17 protein-coding genes are annotated in these 21,649 nt (G+C 61.8%); 9 read left to right on the top strand and 8 right to left on the bottom strand.

Features of this window, described 5'->3' with window-relative positions:
- Positions 1 to 20: 20 nt before the first annotated feature.
- Positions 21 to 1,448 carry an arginine-ornithine antiporter gene (gene arcD / locus AACY42_RS02290; RefSeq protein WP_339476001.1) on the bottom strand — a complete coding sequence of 476 codons (1,428 nt, stop codon included), beginning with the start codon at positions 1,446 to 1,448 and terminating at the stop codon, positions 21 to 23.
- Positions 1,449 to 1,845: 397 nt separating this feature from the next.
- On the opposite strand from arcD (AACY42_RS02290), the gene arcD (AACY42_RS02285) reads away from it, so the two are divergent.
- On the top strand, positions 1,846 to 3,273 hold the full coding sequence (gene arcD / locus AACY42_RS02285; RefSeq protein ID WP_339475998.1) for an arginine-ornithine antiporter: 1,428 nt from the start codon (positions 1,846 to 1,848) through the stop codon (positions 3,271 to 3,273).
- Between the two features lie 99 nt (positions 3,274 to 3,372).
- Here arcD (AACY42_RS02285) and AACY42_RS02280 read toward each other — a convergent pair whose 3' ends face one another.
- The 7 genes from AACY42_RS02280 to gap form a co-directional block, all read right to left on the bottom strand.
- Entirely contained in the window at positions 3,373 to 4,719 is a 1,347-nt protein-coding gene (locus tag AACY42_RS02280; protein WP_339475996.1) for a CoA transferase, read from the bottom strand.
- A gap of 34 nt (positions 4,720 to 4,753) precedes the next feature.
- Positions 4,754 to 5,179 carry a YbaN family protein gene (locus AACY42_RS02275; protein WP_339475994.1) on the bottom strand — a complete coding sequence of 142 codons (426 nt, stop codon included), beginning with the start codon at positions 5,177 to 5,179 and terminating at the stop codon, positions 4,754 to 4,756.
- 72 nt (positions 5,180 to 5,251) lie between these two features.
- Positions 5,252 to 5,842, bottom strand: a complete 591-nt coding sequence (locus tag AACY42_RS02270) for a biliverdin-producing heme oxygenase (protein ID WP_339475991.1) — start codon at positions 5,840 to 5,842, stop codon at positions 5,252 to 5,254.
- A gap of 181 nt (positions 5,843 to 6,023) precedes the next feature.
- Positions 6,024 to 8,618 carry a TonB-dependent receptor gene (locus tag AACY42_RS02265; protein WP_339475989.1) on the bottom strand — a complete coding sequence of 865 codons (2,595 nt, stop codon included), beginning with the start codon at positions 8,616 to 8,618 and terminating at the stop codon, positions 6,024 to 6,026.
- A gap of 119 nt (positions 8,619 to 8,737) precedes the next feature.
- A complete protein-coding gene (locus tag AACY42_RS02260) occupies positions 8,738 to 9,700 on the bottom strand; it encodes a FecR family protein (RefSeq protein ID WP_339475987.1) in 963 nt (320 codons plus the stop codon).
- Positions 9,701 to 9,798: 98 nt separating this feature from the next.
- Positions 9,799 to 10,320 carry an RNA polymerase sigma factor gene (locus tag AACY42_RS02255; protein WP_339475984.1) on the bottom strand — a complete coding sequence of 174 codons (522 nt, stop codon included), beginning with the start codon at positions 10,318 to 10,320 and terminating at the stop codon, positions 9,799 to 9,801.
- A 177-nt stretch (positions 10,321 to 10,497) separates the two neighbouring features.
- On the bottom strand, positions 10,498 to 11,499 hold the full coding sequence (gap, locus tag AACY42_RS02250; RefSeq protein ID WP_339475982.1) for a type I glyceraldehyde-3-phosphate dehydrogenase: 1,002 nt from the start codon (positions 11,497 to 11,499) through the stop codon (positions 10,498 to 10,500).
- Between the two features lie 230 nt (positions 11,500 to 11,729).
- On the opposite strand from gap, the gene edd reads away from it, so the two are divergent.
- The 8 genes from edd (at position 11,730) to AACY42_RS02210 (ending at position 21,648) form a co-directional block, all read left to right on the top strand.
- Positions 11,730 to 13,556, top strand: coding sequence for a phosphogluconate dehydratase (gene edd / locus AACY42_RS02245; protein ID WP_339475979.1), 1,827 nt, complete (start codon positions 11,730 to 11,732; stop codon positions 13,554 to 13,556).
- Positions 13,553 to 14,512 (top strand): glucokinase, encoded by a 960-nt coding sequence (locus AACY42_RS02240; protein ID WP_339475977.1) that lies wholly within the window; start codon positions 13,553 to 13,555, stop codon positions 14,510 to 14,512. Before edd ends, AACY42_RS02240 begins: the two co-directional genes overlap by 4 nt.
- A gap of 119 nt (positions 14,513 to 14,631) precedes the next feature.
- Positions 14,632 to 15,363: a response regulator transcription factor gene (locus AACY42_RS02235; RefSeq protein ID WP_339475975.1), complete on the top strand. Its 732-nt coding sequence runs from the start codon at positions 14,632 to 14,634 to the stop codon at positions 15,361 to 15,363.
- Positions 15,353 to 16,822, top strand: coding sequence for an ATP-binding protein (locus AACY42_RS02230; RefSeq protein WP_339475972.1), 1,470 nt, complete (start codon positions 15,353 to 15,355; stop codon positions 16,820 to 16,822). The genes AACY42_RS02235 and AACY42_RS02230 overlap by 11 nt, the downstream gene beginning before the upstream one ends.
- 228 nt (positions 16,823 to 17,050) lie before the next feature.
- Positions 17,051 to 18,310, top strand: a complete 1,260-nt coding sequence (locus AACY42_RS02225; RefSeq protein ID WP_339475969.1) for a D-mannose isomerase — start codon at positions 17,051 to 17,053, stop codon at positions 18,308 to 18,310.
- A 116-nt stretch (positions 18,311 to 18,426) separates the two neighbouring features.
- Positions 18,427 to 19,728 carry an ABC transporter substrate-binding protein gene (locus tag AACY42_RS02220; protein WP_339475966.1) on the top strand — a complete coding sequence of 434 codons (1,302 nt, stop codon included), beginning with the start codon at positions 18,427 to 18,429 and terminating at the stop codon, positions 19,726 to 19,728.
- 173 nt (positions 19,729 to 19,901) lie between these two features.
- Complete coding sequence (locus tag AACY42_RS02215) at positions 19,902 to 20,810, top strand: carbohydrate ABC transporter permease (RefSeq protein ID WP_339475964.1); 909 nt, start codon at positions 19,902 to 19,904, stop codon at positions 20,808 to 20,810.
- Complete coding sequence (locus tag AACY42_RS02210) at positions 20,803 to 21,648, top strand: carbohydrate ABC transporter permease (RefSeq protein WP_339475962.1); 846 nt, start codon at positions 20,803 to 20,805, stop codon at positions 21,646 to 21,648. Before AACY42_RS02215 ends, AACY42_RS02210 begins: the two co-directional genes overlap by 8 nt.
- The last annotated feature ends 1 nt before the right edge of the window (position 21,649 follow it).

The raw sequence follows: 21,649 nt of genomic DNA, 5'->3' as shown, positions 1-21,649 counted from the left end.
CAGTTAGAACAATCGGCCAGTTACAGGGTCAGGAAGCCGTCGTAGAGCCCGTAGGCCGCCACCAGGGCGCCTGCGATCACTGCGGCGAAAATCAGCTTCTCGACAGAGGTGAAAATCGGTTTGCCCAGCTCGCGCTTGGCCTTGGCGAACAGGATCGCGCCGGGCGCATAGAGCAGGGCGGAGAGCAGCAGGTACTTGATCCCGCCGGCATACAGCAGCCACACCGCATAGATCAGGGCGATGGCACCGATGGCCAGGTCTTTGCGACGCTCGGCCAGGGCGTTCTCATAGGTCTCGCCGCGCACCGCCAACAGCACTGCGTAGGCCGCCGACCACAGGTACGGCACCAGGATCATCGAGGTGGCGAGGTAGATCAGCGACAGGTAGGTGCTGGCCGAGAACAGAGTAATGACCAAAAACAGCTGGACCATCGCGTTGGTCAGCCACAAGGCGTTGGCCGGTACGTGGTTGGCGTTCTCCCGGCGCAGGAACTCGGGCATGGTGTGGTCTTTGGCGGCGGCGAACATGATTTCGGCACACAGCAGCACCCAGGACAACAGGGCGCCGAGCAGCGAAATCACCAGGCCGACGCTGATCAGCACCGCGCCCCAGTGCCCCACGACATGCTCCAGCACGGCGGCCATGGACGGGTTCTGCAACTTCGCCAGTTCAGGCTGGGTCATGATGCCCAGGGACAGCACGTTCACCAGCACCAGGAACAGCAGCACGGTGATGAAGCCGATGACGGTGGCCTTGCCCACGTCGGTGCGTTTCTCGGCGCGGGCGGAAAAAATACTCGCCCCCTCAATGCCGATGAACACCCACACGGTGACCAGCATCATGCGCCGCACTTGGTCCATCACACTGCCCAGGTCCGGATTTTTCAGGCCCCAGATGTCGGCGGTGAAGATATCGAGTTTGAAGGCGAACACCGCGATCAATACGAACAGCACCAGCGGCACGATCTTGGCGACGGTGGTCACCAGGTTGATGAATGCCGCTTCCCTGATGCCGCGCAGCACCAGCCAATGCACCGCCCACAACAACACCGAGGCGCCAATCACCGCTGCTACGGTGTTGCCTTCACCAAAAATCGGGAAGAAGTAGCCCAAGGTGCTGAACAGCAGCACAAAGTAACCGACGTTACCCAGCCAGGCGCTGATCCAGTAGCCCCAGGCGGATGAGAAGCCCATGTAGTCGCCGAAGCCGGCCTTGGCGTAGGCATACACACCGCCGTCCAGATTGGGTTTGCGGTTGGCCAGGGTCTGGAACACGAAGGCCAGGGTCAGCATGCCGACGGCGGTAATCGCCCAGCCGATCAGTACCGCGCCGACATCGGCGCTGGCCGCCATGTTTTGTGGCAAGGAAAAAATTCCCCCGCCGATCATTGAGCCGACCACCAGTGCAACCAGCGCACCCAATCGAAGTTTTCCGGGGGTATCAGACATTTGCGAGACTCCAGTGCAGGAGAAGGAGAGTCAACAGACTAGGTTGATTTGAAAGTTGAATAGCTGATCTGGATCAGTGCATGGCAACATTCCATTGTTAATGAAGGAGTTAACAGCGACCGTTGGCGTCTTGAAGTTGCTCGAAAGGCCCGTTTCAGGGCCTTTGGTAATGGATATTTGAAGGTTTTCCTTGGCGCAGGACTATTCACGCTAGTTGATTCCCATTGAGTCGCCACTATTTTGTAGACTGCGTTCATGACAACAATATTTGGGTGTCGTGGTGTTTTTAATTGGGCGCGCCGACAATGCTCGAGTCATAAGGCTTTGGACTTTGTGTGGGTGACGTTATTCAAAAAACTTATGTCGCTTTATTTACTTAATTTAATAGTGAGAAAAAATGCCGCAGTCGATTGAAAAGTTGCCACTGAGTGCACTGGTCGCACTGGTGGTGGGGTCGATGATCGGCGGCGGGATCTTTTCCCTGCCGCAAAATATGGCGGCTCGGGCCGATGTCGGTGCGGTGCTGATCGGCTGGGCCATCACCGCCATCGGCATGCTGACCCTGGCCTTGGTGTTCCAGACCCTGGCCAATCGCAAGCCGGAGCTGGACTCGGGCGTGTACGCCTATGCCAAGGCCGGGTTCGGCGACTACATGGGTTTCTCGTCTGCCTGGGGCTACTGGATCAGCGCCTGGATGGGCAATGTCGGCTACTTTGTGCTGCTGTTCAGCACTTTGGGCTACTTCTTCCCGGTATTCGGCCAAGGCAACACGCCGGTGGCCATCGGGTGTGCTTCGTTGTTGCTGTGGGCGGTGCATTTTCTGGTGTTGCGCGGGATCAAGGAGGCGGCCTTCATCAACCTGGTGACCACCGTGGCCAAGGTCGTGCCACTGCTGATGTTCGTCGTCATGGCCGCTGTGGCCTTCAAGGCCGAGATTTTCACCCGCGATATCTGGGGCGCGATGAGCCCGGACCTGGGCAGTGTGATGGACCAGGTGCGGCACATGATGCTGGTCACGGTGTTCGTGTTCATCGGCATCGAAGGCGCCAGCGTCTATTCGGCGCGGGCAGAAAGACGTGCGGACGTAGGGCGTGCGACGGTGATCGGGTTCCTCGGCGTATTGGCGCTGCTGGTGCTGGTAAATGTGTTGTCCCTGGGGGTCATGAGCCAGCCGGAACTGGCACAGTTGCAGAACCCATCCTTGGCCGGCGTGCTGGAGCACATTGTCGGGCCCTGGGGCGCGTTGCTGATCAGCGTGGGGTTGGCGGTTTCATTGTTGGGAGCCTTGCTGTCCTGGGCGCTGCTGTGTGCTGAAATCCTCTACGCCACCGCCCGGGACAAGACCATGCCCGCGTTCCTGACCAAGGAGAATGCCAATCATGCGCCGGTCAATGCGCTGTGGTTGACCAATGGCATGATCCAGCTGTTCCTGCTGATCACTCTGTTTTCCGCAGGCACCTACACCAGCCTGATCTACCTCGCCTCGTCGATGATCCTGGTGCCGTATCTGTGGTCGGCGGCCTATGCGGTGCTGCTTTGCGCCCGGGGGGAAACCTACGAACAGGGCTCGGCCCGGCGCATGAAAGACCTGTGCATCGGTGGCGTCGCGCTGTGCTACGCGGTGTGGCTGCTGTATGCCGGTGGCGTGAAATACCTGCTGCTGTCGGCGTTGCTGTACGCGCCAGGGGTGATCCTGTTTGCCCAGGCCAAGCGAGAACAGGGACAGCCCTTGTTCACTCATGTGGAGAAAGGCGTCTTTGCTTGTGTGATGTCCGGGGCGGGCGTGGCGGCGTATGGGTTGTACAGTGGCTTTTTGGCGCTGTGAGGCGAAGGTCACCTTTTTGGGGCGTTGAAGAGGTTCTGTGGGGGCAAGGCTTGCCCGCGATGTTCCCACCTAAATCCCCCTCGCCACAATGAACGGCCATCACCACCGTGCCCGATGCGCCCCCAGTTCCGCTGCCGGCAAGGCCCATTGCAGCGGCGTTCCGGTGATTTTCAAGGGTACCTGCAAGCGGTGGGCTGGCCCCCACGGCGTTTGTTCGACCACTAGGCCTTGATCATCCTCTGTCTCGGCTCGCAATGGGGTCGAGTCCCCGGCGCCACGTTCGATCAACAGTTTCGCCGTGCGCGCCAGTGACAAGCGTGCCGAGCCACCGTGACCGCTTGCCAGGCGCTGGGACAACAACACCAGAGCGCTGGCCGCAAGCAGATAGCCAGTACCGTGATCCAGCGCTTGCACCGGCAGCGGTGTCGGTTTGTCGGTGTGTTTCCAGCCCATGCCCGCTTCGGCGATGCCGCTGCTCATTTGCACCAGGCTGTCGAAGCCACGGCGGTTCTGCCACGGGCCGCTCCAGCCGTAGGCATTGAGGCTGACGTCGATCAGGCCCGGGGCCAGTTGCCGGCGCTGTTCGGCGCCGTAGCCCAGGCGCTCCAGGGCGTCGGCACGGTAGCCATGCAGAAAAATATCGGTGTCCTTGAGCAATGCTTCGAATGCCGCGCGATCATCGGCCCGATGCAAGTCGAGGCGGGCGCAGCGTTTGCCCAGGGTGACTTCCGGCACCACGCCGGGTTCGTTCCAGGTCGGCGGATCGATGCGCAGCACGTCGGCCCCCAGGCCTGCGAGGAAGCGGCTGGCGACGGGGCCGGCCAGCACGCGAGTCAGGTCCAGCACCTTGAGGCCCGCCAGTGGCTGGGTCACGGAGCCGAGCCAGGGTTTGCGCTGCTCTTCAGGCGTTTCACTCAGGTGCACCAGCGGCTCGGCATTGACGGCCAGGCCTTGGGGGTGGGTTTGCCAGGCCTGCCACGAACGCATCTGGGCGGCGCAACCGCCTGCATCGACCACGGCTTGCTCCAACTCGGCCTTGTTCCATCGGGCCACGCTGGCCCCCATGTCGGCGCGGTCGGTGCAGGTGCCGAGGACTTTTTCCACAGCCAGGCGATGATGCGGCGCGTTGGTGTGCAGGCGAATCCAGCCGTCGGCACTGGCGTAGTCGCCGGCCACCGGGTCCCACATCGGTGGCACGCTCCAGCCGATAGGGCGCAGGGAGGTGGAGAACCAGAACGACGCCAGGCGCCGGTCGACCTCGACAGGCGGCAGGCGACCGGTTTGTTGCTGGATGAGTTCGGTGGTTGCCTGGCCGGCCACGGCAATGCTGGCGCTGGCCAGCCCCGTGACGGCGAAGGCCGAGGGCAGGGCGCCAGCGCCAGTGAAGGTGATTGGGGTTGTGGGCAGGCCGAGCGCAGCTTGCATGGACGTGAGCAGATCTGACATCGAAAGCCCTCCAGTATGAGAGGGCGAGCATAGATCAAAAAACCGTTGGGGGCCGCTGCGCGTCCGAGTGGGAGCAAGGGCCCGGCACCCGTTCCGGGCGTGACCAGATCCACAGGTTGCCCAGGCCCATGCCGGCGAGCGCGAGGTAAACCGGCCAGCCGTGGTCGATCAGCACCAGCATCAATCCTGCACAGAGCAGCATGCTGGTGGTGGCACCGACCTTGGCCCGGCGCGCGATGACCTTGCCGTTGCGCCAGTTGTGCAGCATCGGCCCGAACAGACGATGGTTCTCCAGCCAGGCGCTCAGGCGCGGCGAACTGCGGGTCGCGGCCCAGGCGGCCAACAGGATGAACTCGGTGGTCGGCAAGCCGGGCACGACGATGGCGACCAGGCCGATGGCCAGGCTGGTGTAGGCGAGCAGGGCGAAGAGCAGTTGGGTGAGTTTTGAGGGGCGGTTCATCAGCGTTTTTCAGTCATGCACAATCTCTGTGGGAGCGGGCAAGCCCGCTCCCACAGAGAATAGCGGTGATTTTCAGGCCAACTCGGCCGCGTAGGCCTGTTCCAACAGCACCGTAAACCGGTTGAAGGCGTCCAGCGCGCCTTTGTCCGCCTCGGCTTCCTGCTGTTCGGTAAAGGCCAGGCCGTCGAGGGTGCGTGTGAAGGATTTCCAGCCTTCGGCGCGCCCACCGGCAGGTTCTGCCAGGTGCCGGGCGCCGAAGGCCTCGCTCAGCCCCAGGCCCACGGCCCGCTTGATCAAGAACGCGGCGCCGAGCTTGGAGCCTTCGGAGACGAACAGCCAGCCCAAGGCCTCAGCCTGAGTCGGGTTTTTCACCGCACCGGCCACTGGCGCGGGGACTTCGGTGTCCAGGTCGACAAGATCCGCCTCGGCCGCATCCGCCCGGCATCGGTCCGGCAGGTCGGGAATCAGCGCGGACAGTTCGGCGTCGTTGTACAGCGCCACCAGTTCTGACTGGAACAGGTACTGGGCGACGACGAAACGGGCGAAGCTGGCCGGGGTTTCGAACGGGGCGTGGGCCTTGACCAGCGCGTCGAGCTTGCTGTGGGGCTCGTGGGTGATCTGGTTCAGGCGTTGGGAACGTGAAGCGGGACGTTGTGTGGTCATGAAAAAATCCTTCAAATGAGAACTTGTGGCGAGGGAGCTTGCAGCCGCTCGCTTCGTGTAGGAGCTGTCGAAGGCTGCGATCTTTTGATCTTTCGCTTGAGACTCAAGTGTCTTGGGAAAGATCGCAGCCTCGTTGCACTCGACAGCGCCTACGGCAGACAGCTTCTACGGTGCAGAGCCGTCAGATATCCCAGATCAGGTTCACCGCGAAGTTACGCCCTGGCGCGGTCAGGCGATCGAGGTTGGCGGGGCTCAGCACCGCCGCTTCGCCGACGCTGTCGTAGCCGCGCACGTCATCCCACCGCCAGTACTTCTTGTCGGTGAGGTTGTAGAGACCGCCACTGACGGTTAGGTCGTCGGTCACCTTGTAGAAACCGCTCAGGTCGAGGATGCCGAAGCCCGGTGTCTTGAACTGGCTGCTCACGCCATCGGGCGAGTTGAAGTTGCTGTCGTCGACGCGGTCCTTTTTCTTGACCAGGGTCCAACTGAGCAAAGTGCCGTAGCGGTCCTGGTCGTAGCCCAGGCCGAATACGCCGCTCAGCGGGTTGACGCTGTTGAGCGGTTCGCCAGTGTCGTCGTTGCGACCGTACGCGTAGGCCACCGAGCCTTGGGTGTACAAGCCCTTCGGTGCGCCGAACACGTCCAGGTCCAGGCGTCCCTTGACTTCGGCGCCCTTGATGGTGGCGTGCTTGATGTTGTTGCTCTGGAAGGTCAACTGGTCGGCGCCGGGGGTGATGGCATCTTCGTTGATGAAGTCGCGGTACCTGTTGTAGAACACCGCCACGTCGAACGAGCCGGAATCGAAACGGCCGCGCAGGCCGGTCTCGTAACTCTTGCTTTTTTCCGGTTCCAGATCGGGGTTGGGTTTTACGCTGTAGCCGACGCTGGGGTTGTCGAAACGACCGTACAGGGCCTTGGCGGTCGGTGTGCGGAAACCTTCGGCGTACTGGCCGTACCAGGTGTACTCATCGCTCAGGGCGTAGGTCGCGCCGAACTTCGGTGAGACGCGATGCCAGGTCTTGTTCTTGTCGCTGACTGTACCGCCGCCGGTAGGGTTCACGGCGTTGAGGAACTCCTCGGTCAGGTGCGGCTTGAGCCGGGTGTAGTCGTAGCGCAGGCCTGGCGTGAAGGTCCAGCGGTTCCAACTGATCTGGTCCTGGGCGAACAGGCTGTAGGTGTTGATGGTCGGGTCCGGGAAATCACTGGCTTTTGCCAGCACGTCCCGGGTGCTGATGGCGCCTACCGCGGAGCAACCGGCACCGATCGCCAGGCACACACCATTGCCGCTGCGCGAGCCGGTGACTTTTTGTTGCTTTAGGGTGGTGCCGTACGTCAGCGCGTGATCGGTGTCGGCGACGCTGAAGGCCTTGTCCAGTTGCGCGTCGAAGACCCACTGTTTCTCTTCATAGAGGGTCTCCCGGGTGCGCAGGACCTGGCGGGTGATGGGGAAATAGAACTCGGCGGTGCTCTCATCGGTCTTGGCGACCTGGTGGTTCAGGCTCCACTTGATGTGATCGGCCAGCAGGCTGTCGAGGGCGAAACTGTGCTCCAGGCCGAAACGCTCGCGGGTGATGGTGTCGTTGCCGGTGCGCCACTGGTACATGCCGCCGGGCAGCATGGAGGAGGGGATCGTGGGGCGGCCGTTGGAGTAGGGGCCGCCATAGGCGCTTTTCAGGTCGGTGTCGCGGTCGTCCTTGTATTTCTCGTAGACCAGGCCAAGGCGTGCGTCATCGCTGTAGTTCCAGCCGAGCTTGGCCAGCACGTTGTTGGCGCGCACGTCTTCCGGGTTGGCCGCGGTGCGGTCCAGGCCGGTGCCGTTGTGGCTGCCGTAGGATTCGGTTTCATGACCGTCGCGTTGGCTGTAGTGCAACAGACCGTCGAACTGTCCGCTGCGACCGGCCACCGTGGCGGACTTGAGCCAGCTCTCATCGGCGGAGCTGTAGCCGGTCTTCAGGTGGGCGCCAACGTCCTCGCCCGGCTTGATGATGTCGTCCGGATCGAGGGTGAAGTAGCTGACGGCACCGCCAATGGCATTGCTGCCGTACAGCACCGAGGCCGGGCCGCGCAGGATTTCCACGCGCTTGATGATTTCCGGGTCGACGTAGTTGCGCTGGGTCTTGGCGTAAGGCCCGTTGAAGAAGCCGCCGGGAATTTCCACGCCATCGACCTGGGTCAGGATCCGGTTGCCGTCGATGCCGCGGATGTTGTAGCCGCTGATACCGCCGCGCTGGCCCGCGCCGCCCACCGATACGCCCGGCTCATAGCGCACCAGGTCCTTGAGGGTATTGACGTTGTTGCGATCCAGTTCCTGGCGGTCGTGGACCGTGACCGTGCTCGGTACGCTGGTGATGTCCTGTTCCTGGCGGGTGGCGCTGATGGTCACCTGTTGCAACTCCAGCGCGCTGCCAGCACTGCGTTTTTCCAGGATGATGTTGTTGTCGCCCAGCTTGCGGTAGCTCAGGTTGGTCCCCACCAGCAGGCGCGAGAGGGCTTTTTCAGGTGACAGCGAGCCGTTCACCCCTGGCGAGGCGACACCTGCGGCCAGTTCCGCCGACATCCCGACCTGCCAGCCTGTGACCGTGGTGAAGGCATTCAGGGCCGAGACCAGTGGCTGCCGGGCGATGGCAAAGGTGTAGTCGCCCATGTTACGTGCAGCGGGTTGTACGGTGGTGGCGGCCAGGGCGAGCGGCGCAGTGCCGGCCATCAGGAGGGCGGCGGTGAGCAGTGACAGCGTGCAAGAAGGGGCAAGAAACCGGCAAGTAAGGCGAGAGGACATCGATAGCGCTCCGTGTCGCATCTGTTATAGGTGCAGATTCACATCGCTGGATGCGAATCAATTGCATTGACTATAACGAGACGAATCAGCGGAGCCTATCGAGTAAAAATAATTCTCATTTAGTTCAAGATGACCAGCGCCGGGAACTCCTGAAGCTGCGCCGAGGTGATATTGGCTAGCGAACGGACCACGTCCAATGGCTGGTCGAGGCGGTAATTGCCGGTCACGGCAACGTTGGCCAACTGTTCGTTGCTGTTGATGATCCAGCCGGGGTAATAGCGTCGCAGCTCGGCCAGTACCTGGCTCAGTGGCCGGTTTTCGAACACCAGCCGACCCTGGACCCAGGCCAGGTCAGTGTTGGCATCGAGCCGGGCCGGGTGGTCGAAGCCGTTGGGGCCGATGCGGATGCTTTCGCCGGCCGACAGTCGTACATGGGCGTCGTTGCGGGTGGCCCGCAGGTCCACGTCGCCGCGCTGCACCTGGACCTGGGCCACGCCGTCGAGGTAACGCACGGCGAACGTGGTGTCGCTGACGCTGGCCATGACCGGGCCGGCATCGATTTCCAGCGGCAGGTTACGGTTGCCCGGGACTTCGAAAAATGCCTCGCCCTTGTACAGGCGCGCCACATGCCGCTGTTCGTTGAACGTGCTGGAGAAGGCCGAATCAGTGTTGAGCAGGACCTTGGAGCCGTCCTCCAACTGCAAGCGCTGGCGCTCACCGACCACGGTCAGGTGGTCGGCCTGCAAGCGCAGGGGCAGGTCGCTGAAGTTGAACAGGCCGAGAAACAGCACGGCGGCGGTGGCCAGGGGTTTCCAGTGGGCGCGCAGGCGCGACAGCACGGAGACCTTGGACGTGGCTTCAAGTCGGCGGGCACTTTCCATCACCTGCGGGCCGTTCCAGATCGACTGGGCCCGGGCGAACGCCTCGCCGTGGCGTGGATCGGCCGCCAGCCAGGCGTGGAACTGCCGCGTCTGTTCCTCGCTGGGGTTGTCCAGCAGGATCAGCCAGTCCAGCGCCTGCTCCATGGCATGGGCGGTTTCCTGCGTCACAGTGGGCTCGGCAGAGCGGTGATTGTCCGTCACAGTGGGTTCTCGGTATTAGCGGCACGGGCTCAAGCTACAAGCTGTATGCAGCAAGTGGCAAGCGTGTACGCAGCTTATGGCCTGAAGCGTGGGGCGGGTCACTGCTCGCCGTGGCTGCGTTCAGCCACTCCCACACAGATCGCCATGATCAGTTTCAGTTCCTTTTGCACGGTGCTCAGGGACACGCCCAGGCGTTCGGCGATTTGCTGGTAACTGTGACCCTGCAGGCGGCTGAGAATGAAAATCTGCTGCTGTCGCGAACTCAGGGCCTGGAGGCTGACGTTCAGGCGCTCAAGCAGTTGTTGGGCATGGGCGGCGTCCTCGGCACTGCTCTGGGGGGCGACGACGTTGTGGACGACCTCCGGCGGTACGTCATCCAGCACGCTCCGCGACTGGATGCGCCGGGCACGCAGATGGTCCAGCGCGAGGTTGCGGGCTGTCTGGAAAACAAAGGGTTCGAGGTGCTCGACCGTGCGTTCGCCCAGTGCGCGGGTGACGCGCAGGTAGGTTTCCTGAAGCAGGTCTTCGGCAGTGCTGGGGTTGCTGACCATGCGCTCGAGGGTGCGCAGCAGCGGCGTGCGCTGGGCGAGGAAGACGTGATGAAAGCGCGATTGACTCACGGTAGGGCCCGATCCGGTTCGAGTAGATGATAATGCTTATCATCTACTCTTTTGGTCAAGCGCTGATTCCTCGTAGGAGCTGCCGCAGGCTTCGATCTTTTGATCTTGATGTTTCGCTCGCGATTCAATTGAGCCTGAAAAGATCGCAGCCTGCGGCAGCTCCTACGGTGCCGAACATTATTCGGCGTTACACAACGCCAGGCAGTTATCCAGCATGCGGTTGGAGAAGCCCCATTCGTTGTCATACCAGGCCAGTACCTTGAGCAGCTTGCCGCTGGCCTTGGTGTGGTTGGCGTCAAAGATCGACGACAGCGGATTGTGGTTGAAGTCACTGGAGACCAGCGGCAGGGTGTTGTAGCCGAGGACCTTCGAATGCTGGCTGGCCTGGCGCAGCAGTTCGTTGACTTCTTCGGCCGAGGCTTCGCGCTTGAGTTGCACGGTCAGATCCACCAGGGACACGTTGATCACCGGTACACGCACCGCCATGCCGGTCAGCTTGCCCGCCAGCTCCGGCAGCACCAGGCCCACCGCTTCGGCGGCGCCGGTTTTGCTCGGGATCATGTTCTGGGTAGCCGAACGGGCGCGGTACGGGTCGCTGTGGTAGACGTCGGTCAGGTTCTGGTCGTTGGTGTAGGCATGGATGGTGGTCATCAGGCCGCTTTCGATGCCCAGTTCGCGGTGCAGCACCTGGGCCACAGGGGCCAGGCAGTTGGTGGTGCACGAAGCGTTGGAGATGATCTGGTGGGACTGGCGCAGGATATCGTGGTTCACGCCATACACGACGGTGGCATCGGCGCCTTTGGCCGGAGCCGAAATGATCACCTTGCGGGCACCGGCGCTGAGATGCGCGGCTGCCTTGGCACGGTCGGTAAACAGGCCGGTGCATTCGAAAACGACGTCGATCTTCTCGGCCGCCCAGGGCAGTTCGGCCGGATTGCGGATGGCACTGACAGAGATGCGGTCGCCATTGACCGTCAGGCTTTCGTGATCATGCTGCACGTCAGCATCGAACGTGCCGTGGACGGTGTCGAACTTGAGCAGATGGGCATTGATTGCACTGTCGCCCAGGTCGTTGATGGCGACGATCTGCAGGTCGCGACGATAGCCTTGGGTATACAGTGCACGGAGGACGTTGCGGCCGATGCGGCCAAAACCATTGATTGCGATTCGAAGAGTCATTAAATGCGCCGCCGTCGATTTGTTGTTGGAATTACAAGATTATTCGCATAAAAATAGAAAACAAGCCTTTTTAATGGCAATATTTTGTTTTATCTACAACGAGTGACCTGAATCAACTGGTCCGAATGGTCAAAAACCGTCTGTCGTCTCGCCTTTTACACAGCGTGCAGTGGGCTTTTGATCAGCATAGACAATCAGGTCGCCACACCCGTTAGCCTGGAGTTCTACACATGCATCCCCGCGTTCTTGAGGTCACCGAACGGCTTATCGCCCGCAGCCGCGCCACGCGTCAGGCTTACCTTGCATTGATCCACGATGCAGCCAGCGACGGTCCGATGCGCGGCAAGCTGCAATGCGCCAACTTCGCGCACGGCGTGGCGGGTTGCGGCACCGAAGACAAGCATCACCTGCGGATGATGAACGCCGCCAACATCGCCATCGTGTCGTCCTATAACGACATGCTTTCGGCCCACCAGCCCTACGAAACCTTCCCGGAACAGATCAAGAAAGCCCTGCGCGAGATTGGCTCGGTCGGCCAGTTCGCCGGTGGCACGCCAGCGATGTGCGACGGCGTGACCCAGGGCGAGGCGGGGATGGAACTGAGTCTGCCGAGCCGCGAAGTGATCGCGCTCTCCACGGCGGTGGCGCTGTCCCACAACATGTTTGACGGCGCACTGATGCTCGGCATCTGCGACAAGATCGTCCCAGGCCTGATGATGGGCGCGCTGCGCTTCGGCCACTTGCCGACGATCTTCGTGCCAGGCGGGCCGATGGTCTCGGGCATTTCCAATAAGGAAAAAGCCGACGTGCGCCAGCGCTATGCCGAAGGCAAGGCCACCCGCGAAGAGCTGCTGGAATCGGAGATGAAGTCCTACCACAGCCCCGGCACCTGTACCTTTTACGGCACCGCCAACACCAACCAGTTGTTGATGGAAGTGATGGGTCTGCACTTGCCGGGCGCCTCGTTCGTCAACCCGAATACGCCACTGCGCGATGCCCTGACCCGTGAAGCGGCGTTCCAGGTCACGCGCATGACCAAGCAAAGCGGCAACTTCATGCCTATCGGCGAAATCGTCGACGAACGCTCGCTGGTCAACTCCATCGTCGCGTTGCATGCCACCGGCGGCTCCACCAACCACACCCTGCACATGCCGGCCATCGCCATGGCGGCGGGTATCCAACTGACCTGGCAGGACATGGCCGACCTCTCCGAGGTGGTGCCGACCCTGAGCCACGTCTACCCGAACGGTAAGGCTGACATCAACCACTTCCAGGCGGCGGGCGGCATGTCGTTCCTGATCCGTGAATTGCTGGAAGCCGGTTTGCTCCACGAAAACGTCAACACCGTGCTCGGTCACGGCCTGAGCCGTTACACCCAGGAACCGTTCCTCGAGGACGGCGAGCTGGTGTGGCGCGACGGCCCGATCGAAAGTCTTGACGAAAACATCCTGCGCCCAGTGGCTCGCGCGTTCTCGTCTGAAGGCGGCCTGCGGGTGATGGAAGGCAACTTGGGCCGTGGGGTGATGAAGGTCTCCGCCGTGGCCTTGGAAAACCAGATTGTCGAAGCGCCAGCGATGGTGTTCCAGGATCAGCAGGACCTGGCCGATGCATTCAAGGCTGGCCTGCTGGAGAAAGATTTTGTCGCGGTGATGCGCTTCCAGGGGCCGCGCTCCAATGGCATGCCCGAGCTGCATAAAATGACGCCGTTCCTCGGCGTGCTGCAGGATCGTGGCTTCAAAGTGGCGCTGGTGACCGACGGGCGCATGTCTGGCGCGTCGGGGAAAATCCCGGCGGCCATTCATGTCAGCCCCGAAGCCTATGTCGGCGGTGCATTGGCCCGGGTGCAGGAGGGCGATATCATCCGTGTCGATGGCGTCAAAGGCACCTTGGAATTGAAGGTGGACGCCGAGGAATTCGCCGCGCGCACGCCGGCCAAGGGCCTGTTGGGCAACAACATCGGCACCGGTCGCGAGCTGTTCGGTTTCATGCGCATGGCCTTCAGCTCCGCGGAGCAGGGCGCCAGCGCCTTCACTTCTGCCCTGGAGACGCTTAATTGAAACTGGCTTTGGTCGGTGACATCGGTGGGACCAACGCACGCTTTGCGCTGTGGAAAAACCACACCCTGGAAAACATTCAGGTGCTGGCAACGGCCGATTATGCCTGCCCGGAAGATGCCATCCAGGTGTACCTGAACGGCTTGGGCCTGAAGCCGGGCGCCGTCGGTTCGGTGTGCCTGTCGGTGGCCGGTCCCGTGAGCGGCGATGAGTTTCGCTTTACCAACAATCATTGGCGCCTGAGCAACCTGGCGTTCTGCCAGACCTTGCAAGTGGAGAAGCTGGTGCTGGTCAACGACTTCTCGGCCATGGCCCTGGGCATGACCCGTTTGCATCCCGATGAATACCGGGTCGTGTGCGAAGGCACCCCGGAGCCGTTGCGCCCGGCAGTGGTGATCGGCCCAGGCACCGGGTTGGGCGTTGGTACGTTGCTGGACTTGGGCGAAGGCCGTTTCGCGGCGTTGCCGGGGGAGGGCGGCCATGTCGACCTGCCCATGAGCAGCCCGCGGGAAACCCAGCTGTGGCAGCACATCTACAACGAAATCGGCCATGTCAGCGCCGAAACCGCCCTGAGTGGCAGCGGGTTGCCTCGGGTGTACCGGGCCATTTGCGCGGTGGATGGCCATGTGCCGGTACTCGACACCCCCGAATCCATCACTGCCGCCGGCCTGGCTGGCGACCCCATTGCCCTCGAAGTGCTCGAGCAGTTCTGCCGCTGGCTGGGGCGTGTGGCCGGCAATAATGTGTTGACGCTGGGCGGGCGCGGCGGTGTCTACATCGTCGGGGGCGTGGTCCCGCGGTTTGCCGATTTCTTCCTCGAAAGTGGTTTCGTCCGCTGCTTCGCCGACAAGGGCTGCATGAGCGATTACTTCAAGGGCATTCCGGTCTGGCTGGTGACCGCGCCGTACTCCGGCCTGATGGGCGCGGGTGTGGCGTTGGAGCAGTCGGCGCACGCTTGAAGTTTGAAATACGACCCCTTGTGGGGCGGGCAAGCCCGCTCTCACAAGGGGGGTAGTGTGTTTGTAGTCCTCATCCATCAGGCATAATCGCCCCCATCCAAACAACAAGGACGAGGCCCGTGAGTTCAGTGAACAAATCGATTTTGTTGGTCGACGACGACCAGGAGATTCGCGAACTGCTGGACACCTACCTCAGTCGTGCGGGTTTCCAGGTGCGGACCACACCCGACGGCGCCGGGTTTCGCCAGGCGCTGAACGATGCGCCGAGCGACCTGGTGATCCTCGATGTGATGCTGCCCGATGAAGACGGCTTCAGCCTTTGCCGCTGGGTTCGTCAGCACCCACGCCAGGCCCATGTGCCGATCATCATGCTCACCGCCAGTTCCGACGAGGCCGACCGGGTCATCGGCCTTGAGTTGGGCGCCGATGATTACCTGGGCAAGCCTTTCAGTCCGCGTGAATTGCAGGCGCGCATCAAGGCGCTGCTGCGTCGGGCGCAATTTGGCCAGGAACGCTCCGGCGGCGAAGTGCTGGCCTTCGATGAATGGCGGCTGGACATGGTCAGCCATCGGCTGTTTCACGCCGACGGCGAAGAGGTGATTCTCTCCGGTGCCGATTTCGCCCTGCTCAAGTTGTTTCTCGATCATCCCCAGGAAATCCTCGATCGCGACACCATCGGCAATGCGACCCGTGGTCGTGAGTTGATGCCCCTGGATCGGATCGTCGACATGGCGGTCAGCCGTCTGCGCCAGCGCCTGCGTGACACCGACAAGCCGCCGCGGCTGATTCGCACGGTGCGTGGCAGCGGTTATCAACTGGCGGCCAGTGTGGTTGCCAGCAATGGTCATTGACGGGTTCAAAAAAGTCGCCCGACGGGTGCCGGTGCCGCGCTCGTTGCTAGGACGGATGCTGTTGCTGACGTTGCTGGTGGTGTTGTTCGCCCAGACCTTGTCGAGCCTGATCTGGGTCGCGCAACTGCGCGCCACCCAGCTCGAAGGTCTGGTCACCAGCGCCCGCAGCCTGGCCCATTCGATGACCGCCAGCGTCAGTTATTTGCGTTCTCTGCCGGTGGCGTACCGGCCATTGGTGCTGGACCAGTTGCGCAGCATGGGCGGCACGCGGTTTGTCGTCACCCTCAACGACAAGCCCCTGGGCATGGATGTGCTGCCGGTCACGCCGCGCAAACTGGCGGTGCTCAAGGCGGTGGACGATGTGCTGCGTCGCTCGTTGGGCAGTAGCGCCGACATCTCGGTGACGTTCGTCAGCCCCGATGACCTGCGGATTTTCAATGCTGGGCTCAAACTCGATGAACTGCCCCGTTCGTGGGCTCACTACGCCTTGACCCTGGAACCGGTGAACCCTCCGGTGCTGGTCACGCAGATCCAGATGGCGCCGGGAGAATGGCTGTACATCGCCTCGCTGCTGCCCGAACCCTACACCAGCCTTGAAGAGCAAGGCCTGCCCAAGCAACAGGTCGGTTTCATTGTGCTCACCAGCAGCTTGTTGTTGCTGTTCATCGGTTTGCTGGTGCACTGGCAGAGCCGGCCGCTCAAACGTCTGGCCCGGGCCGCGCGAGACATGTCCCTGGGCGCCGAAGTGGAGCCAGTGGCCGAGGGCGGCGGCAGCGAAGTGGTGGAGGTGGGGCGGGCGTTCAATGCCATGCGCGAACGCATCAGTCGGTACCTGACGGAACGCAGCCAGTTGTTCAGCGCGATCTCCCACGACTTGCGCACACCGATCACCCGATTGCGGCTGCGGGTCGAGCTGCTGGAAGACGAGAACCTGCAGGCCAAGTTCGGTCGTGACCTGGATGAGCTGGAACTGCTGGTCAAAGGCGCGCTGCAATGCGTCAAGGACACCGACATCCACGAAAACATCGAGCCGGTGGACCTCAACCATGTGCTCGATTGCCTGGTCGAACCTTACCTGGCGCCCAACGGCAACGGCCAGGTGACTCAGGATGGCCGGGCGCTGGCGCCATATCCCGGCAAGCCGCTGGCCCTCAAACGCTGCATCGGCAACCTGATCGACAACGCCTTGAAATACGGGCAGAACGCCCATCTGCACATCGATGACGATGAAGCCGCGTTCATCCTGCACGTCGACGACGAAGGTCCCGGTGTGCCGGAACAGCGCCTGGAGCAAGTCTTCGAACCGCACTTCCGCCTCGCCGGGCAACAGCAAGGTTATGGCCTGGGCCTGGGCATCGCCCGCAACATCGCCCACAGCCATGGCGGGGAAGTGAGCTTGCAGAACCTGCGTGAAGGCGGTTTGCGGGTGACGTTGCAGTTGCCCCGCAGTGTCGATTGATCGGTCCGCGTTATCGTTCATCGCGAGCAGGCTCGCTCCCACAGTGGGTGTCATGGAACACCGATCTCCTTGTACAAGCGAGCTTGCTCGCGATGGCGCCAGTAGCCTCAACGCCTCTCCCAGGTAAATGTCACAACTCGGTGACATAACTCGCCCCTTTCGTTACCTGCCCCTCGCCATCCCTTGTTTAGACTCCCTGCGTCAAAACAAGAAAAAAGGTACCACCCAATGGACACCTTCCAACCGGCCTTCAGCAGTTGGCTGAATGCCCCTGCCCATCAGCAATGGCTTGCCGACGAAGGCTTGCGGCTGCTGGCGTTCGCCCAGGCGTCGAAGCTGGCGGACGGCTTTGGCAACCTGGACGAGCGTGGCCATCTGCCGGCCGATGCCCAGGCCGAGACCATGAACACTGCGCGCATGACCCACAGCTTCGCCATGGCCCACATCCAGGGCCTGCCGGGCTTTGCCGAGCTGGTAGACCACGGCGTCCAGGCGCTGAGCGGCCCTTTGCGCGACGCCGAGCACGGTGGCTGGTTTGCCACGACGCGGCCTGATGAAGACGGCGCGGGCAAGGCGGCCTACCTGCATGCATTCGTTGCCCTGGCGGCCAGTTCCGCGGTGGTGGCCCAGCGTCCCGGCGCCCAGGCTTTGCTGGATGAGGCGGTGCGGATCATCGATGAGCATTTCTGGAGCGAAGAAGAGGGGGCGCTGCGCGAATCCTTTAACCGCGATTGGAGCGAGGAAGAGGCCTATCGTGGCGCCAATAGCAACATGCACGCCACCGAAGCCTTCCTCGCCCTGGCCGATGTCACCGACGACCCACGTTGGCTGACCCGCGCCCTGCACATCGTCGAACGGGTGATCCACGGCCATGCCGCCACCAATGACTACTTGGTGGTGGAGCACTTCGATCGCCACTGGCAGCCGCTGCGCGAATACAACCAGGACAATCCTGCCGATGGTTTTCGCCCCTATGGCACCACCCCAGGCCACGGTTTCGAATGGGCGCGACTGCTGCTGCACCTTGAAGCGGCACGGGTCCAGATCGGCATGTTGACCCCGGGTTGGCTGGCCCAGGACGCACAAAAACTCTTCGATCAGAACTGCCACCACGGCTGGGGCGTCGATGGTGCGCCGGGCATTGTCTACACCCTGGATTGGGACAACCGCGCCGTGGTTCGCCATCGCCTGCACTGGGTTCACGCCGAAGCGGCGGCTGCTGCCAGCGCCTTGCTCAAACGCACCGACGAGGCGAAGTACGAAGCCTGGTACCGGCGCTTCTGGGAGTTCTGTGACAAACATTTCATCGACCGCTGCAACGGCAGCTGGCATCACGAACTCGATCCGCAGAATTGCCCCAGCGCCGACATCTGGCCGGGCAAGCCGGACCTGTATCACGCCTGGCAGGCGGTCTTGATTCCGCGCCTGCCCCTGGCACCGAGCATGGCGTCAGCCCTGGCGCGGTTATCCAGCGCTTCGCCTGTGTAACCATGTCGTGACATTTACACGTCCCTTCGTTACCTGCGAAGGGATTCCCTCTGATTAGAATCTATGCAGCGCAAGCACCAGACTTGCATGCATAACAACAAGAAAGGTAATTCTAGATGAATGCGATTTCTCGCCTCGCTACTGTCATTTCTCTTGCTTCCTTGCTTCCCGTCGCAGCATTCCCTGTCACTACCCTTGCCGCTGAATCCAAAGGTTCCGTGGAAGTCGTCCACTGGTGGACGTCGGGTGGCGAAAAAGCCGCGGTCGATGTGCTCAAGGCCCAGGTAGAAAAAGACGGCTTTACCTGGAAGGACGGCGCTGTCGCCGGGGGTGGTGGTTCCACTGCCATGACTGTGCTCAAGAGCCGTGCGGTGGCCGGCAACCCACCGGGTGTCGCCCAGATCAAGGGCCCGGACATCCAGGAATGGGCGTCCACCGGGCTGCTCGACACCGACGTGCTGAAAGACGTTGCCAAAGCAGAGAAGTGGGACAGCCTGCTCGATAAGAAAGTCTCCGATACCGTGAAGTACGAAGGTGACTACGTTGCCGTGCCGGTGAACATCCACCGCGTCAACTGGCTGTGGATCAACCCGCAAGTCTTCAAGAAAGCCGGCATCGAAAAAGCTCCGACCACCCTCGAAGAATTCTACGCGGCGGGCGACAAGCTCAAGGCCGCGGGTTTCATCGCGCTTGCCCACGGTGGCCAGCCTTGGCAGGACAGCACCGTGTTCGAAGCCGTGGTGCTTTCGGTCATGGGCGCCGATGGCTACAAAAAGGCCTTGGTCGACCTGGACAACAAGGCACTGACCGGGCCGGACATGGTCAAGGCGTTGACCGAGCTGAAGAAAATCGCGACCTACATGGACGTTGACGGTAAAGGGCAGGACTGGAACCTGGAAGCGGCCAAGGTCATCAACGGCAAGGCCGGCATGCAGATCATGGGTGACTGGGCCAAGAGCGAATGGACCGCGGCGAAGAAAGTCGCCGGCAAGGACTACGAGTGCGTTGCCTTCCCGGGCACCGACAAGGCCTTCACCTACAACATCGACTCCCTGGCGGTGTTCAAGCAGAAGGACGATGGCACCGCGGCTGGCCAGCAGGACATCGCCAGGGTCGTGTTGGGTGAGAACTTCCAGAAAGTCTTCAGCATCAACAAGGGCTCGATCCCGGTGCGTAACGACATGCTGGGCGACATGGCCAAGTACGGTTTCGATTCCTGCGCACAGACCGCTGCCAAGGACTTCCTGGCGGACGCCAAGTCCGGCGGCCTACAGCCAAGCATGGCGCACAACATGGCGACCACGCTGGCCGTACAGGGGGCGTTCTTTGATGTGGTGACCAACTACATCAACGACCCGAAAGCCGACCCTGCCGATGCTGCCAAGAAACTGGGCGCAGCGGTCCAGTCTGCCAAGTAATTAGCGCCGCAGTCCCCATGTGGGGGCGAGACTGTGGGAGCAAGGCTTGCTCGCGATGAACGATGACGTGGTCATTAGAAAGACCGAGGTGCCTTCATCGCGAGCAAGCGCAGCGCCCACACAAGCTTGCTCCCACAAAGGGATGTCCTTGTAACCTTGTTTTGGATCTTCCCATGAGTTCTGTTGCTGTGTTCAGCAAGGCCTCGCCGTTCGATGTGTTGCAGCGCTGGCTACCAAAACTGGTGCTGGCGCCGAGCATGTTCATCGTTCTGGTGGGCTTCTATGGCTATATCTTGTGGACGTTCGTCCTGTCGTTCACCACTTCGACGTTCTTGCCCAACTACAAATGGGCAGGCCTGGCGCAATATGCCCGGTTGTGGGACAACGACCGCTGGTGGGTGGCAAGCAAGAACCTGGCGCTGTTCGGCGGCCTGTTCATCGGTATCACGCTGGTGATCGGCGTGTTGCTGGCGGTGTTCCTTGACCAGCGCATTCGTCGTGAAGGTTTCATCCGCACCATTTACCTGTACCCGATGGCGCTCTCGATGATCGTCACCGGTACGGCCTGGAAATGGCTGCTCAACCCGGGCATGGGCCTGGACAAATTGTTGCGTGACTGGGGGTGGGAAGGCTTCCGCCTGGATTGGCTGATCGACCCGGATCGCGTGGTGTACTGCCTGGTGATCGCAGCGGTATGGCAGGCCTCGGGCTTCATCATGGCGATGTTCCTGGCCGGCCTGCGCGGTGTCGATCAATCGATCATTCGTGCCGCGCAGATCGATGGCGCAAGCATGCCGCGCATCTACTGGAAAGTGGTGCTGCCGAGCCTGCGGCCGGTGTTCTTCAGCGCCGTGATGATCCTGGCGCACATCGCGATCAAGAGCTTCGACCTGGTGGCGGCGATGACGGCCGGCGGCCCGGGTTATTCCTCCGACCTGCCAGCCATGTTCATGTATTCCTTCACGTTCAGTCGCGGTCAGATGGGCATGGGCTCGGCCAGTGCAATCCTGATGCTCGGTGCGATTCTCGCAATCATCGTGCCTTACCTGTACTCCGAGCTGAGGACCAAGCGTCATGACTAGTCTCGCTACTAAACCTTCCATCAGCCTGAGTCGCATCGCGATCTACGCGGTACTGATCCTCGCCGTACTGCTTTACCTGGTGCCGTTGGTGGTCATGCTGTTGACCAGCTTCAAGACGCCGGAGGACATCAGTACCGGCAACCTGCTGAGCTGGCCGACCGTGGTCAGCGGTATCGGTTGGGTCAAGGCCTGGGCGGCGGTCGACGGTTACTTCTGGAATTCGATCAAGATCACTGTGCCGGCGGTCATGATCTCTACGGCTATCGGTGCCTTGAACGGCTACGTGTTGTCGATGTGGCGCTTCCGAGGCTCGCAGTTGTTCTTCGGCCTGCTGCTGTTCGGTTGCTTCCTGCCGTTCCAGACTGTCCTGCTGCCGGCTTCGTTCACCCTCGGCAAAATGGGCCTGGCCAGTACCACTTCCGGCCTGGTGTTCGTGCACGTGGTCTACGGCCTGGCATTCACCACGCTGTTCTTCCGTAACTACTACGTCAGCATTCCCGATGCGCTGGTCAAGGCGGCGCGGCTGGACGGCGCGGGTTTCTTCACCATTTTCCGGCGGATCATCCTGCCGATGTCCACCCCGATCATCATGGTCTGCCTCATCTGGCAGTTCACGCAGATCTGGAATGACTTCCTGTTCGGCGTGGTGTTCTCCAGCGGTGACTCGCAGCCCATTACGGTGGCGCTGAACAACTTGGTCAACACCAGTACCGGGGCCAAGGAATACAACGTGGACATGGCGGCGGCGATGATCGCCGGGCTGCCGACCCTGCTGGTCTATGTGGTCGCAGGCAAGTATTTCGTGCGCGGTCTGACGGCCGGCGCAGTCAAGGGGTAAT

Source organism: Pseudomonas sp. RL_5y_Pfl2_73, from assembly GCF_963970515.1.
GTDB lineage: Bacteria > Pseudomonadota > Gammaproteobacteria > Pseudomonadales > Pseudomonadaceae > Aquipseudomonas.
This window is presented reverse-complemented; position numbering and strand designations above follow the sequence as displayed.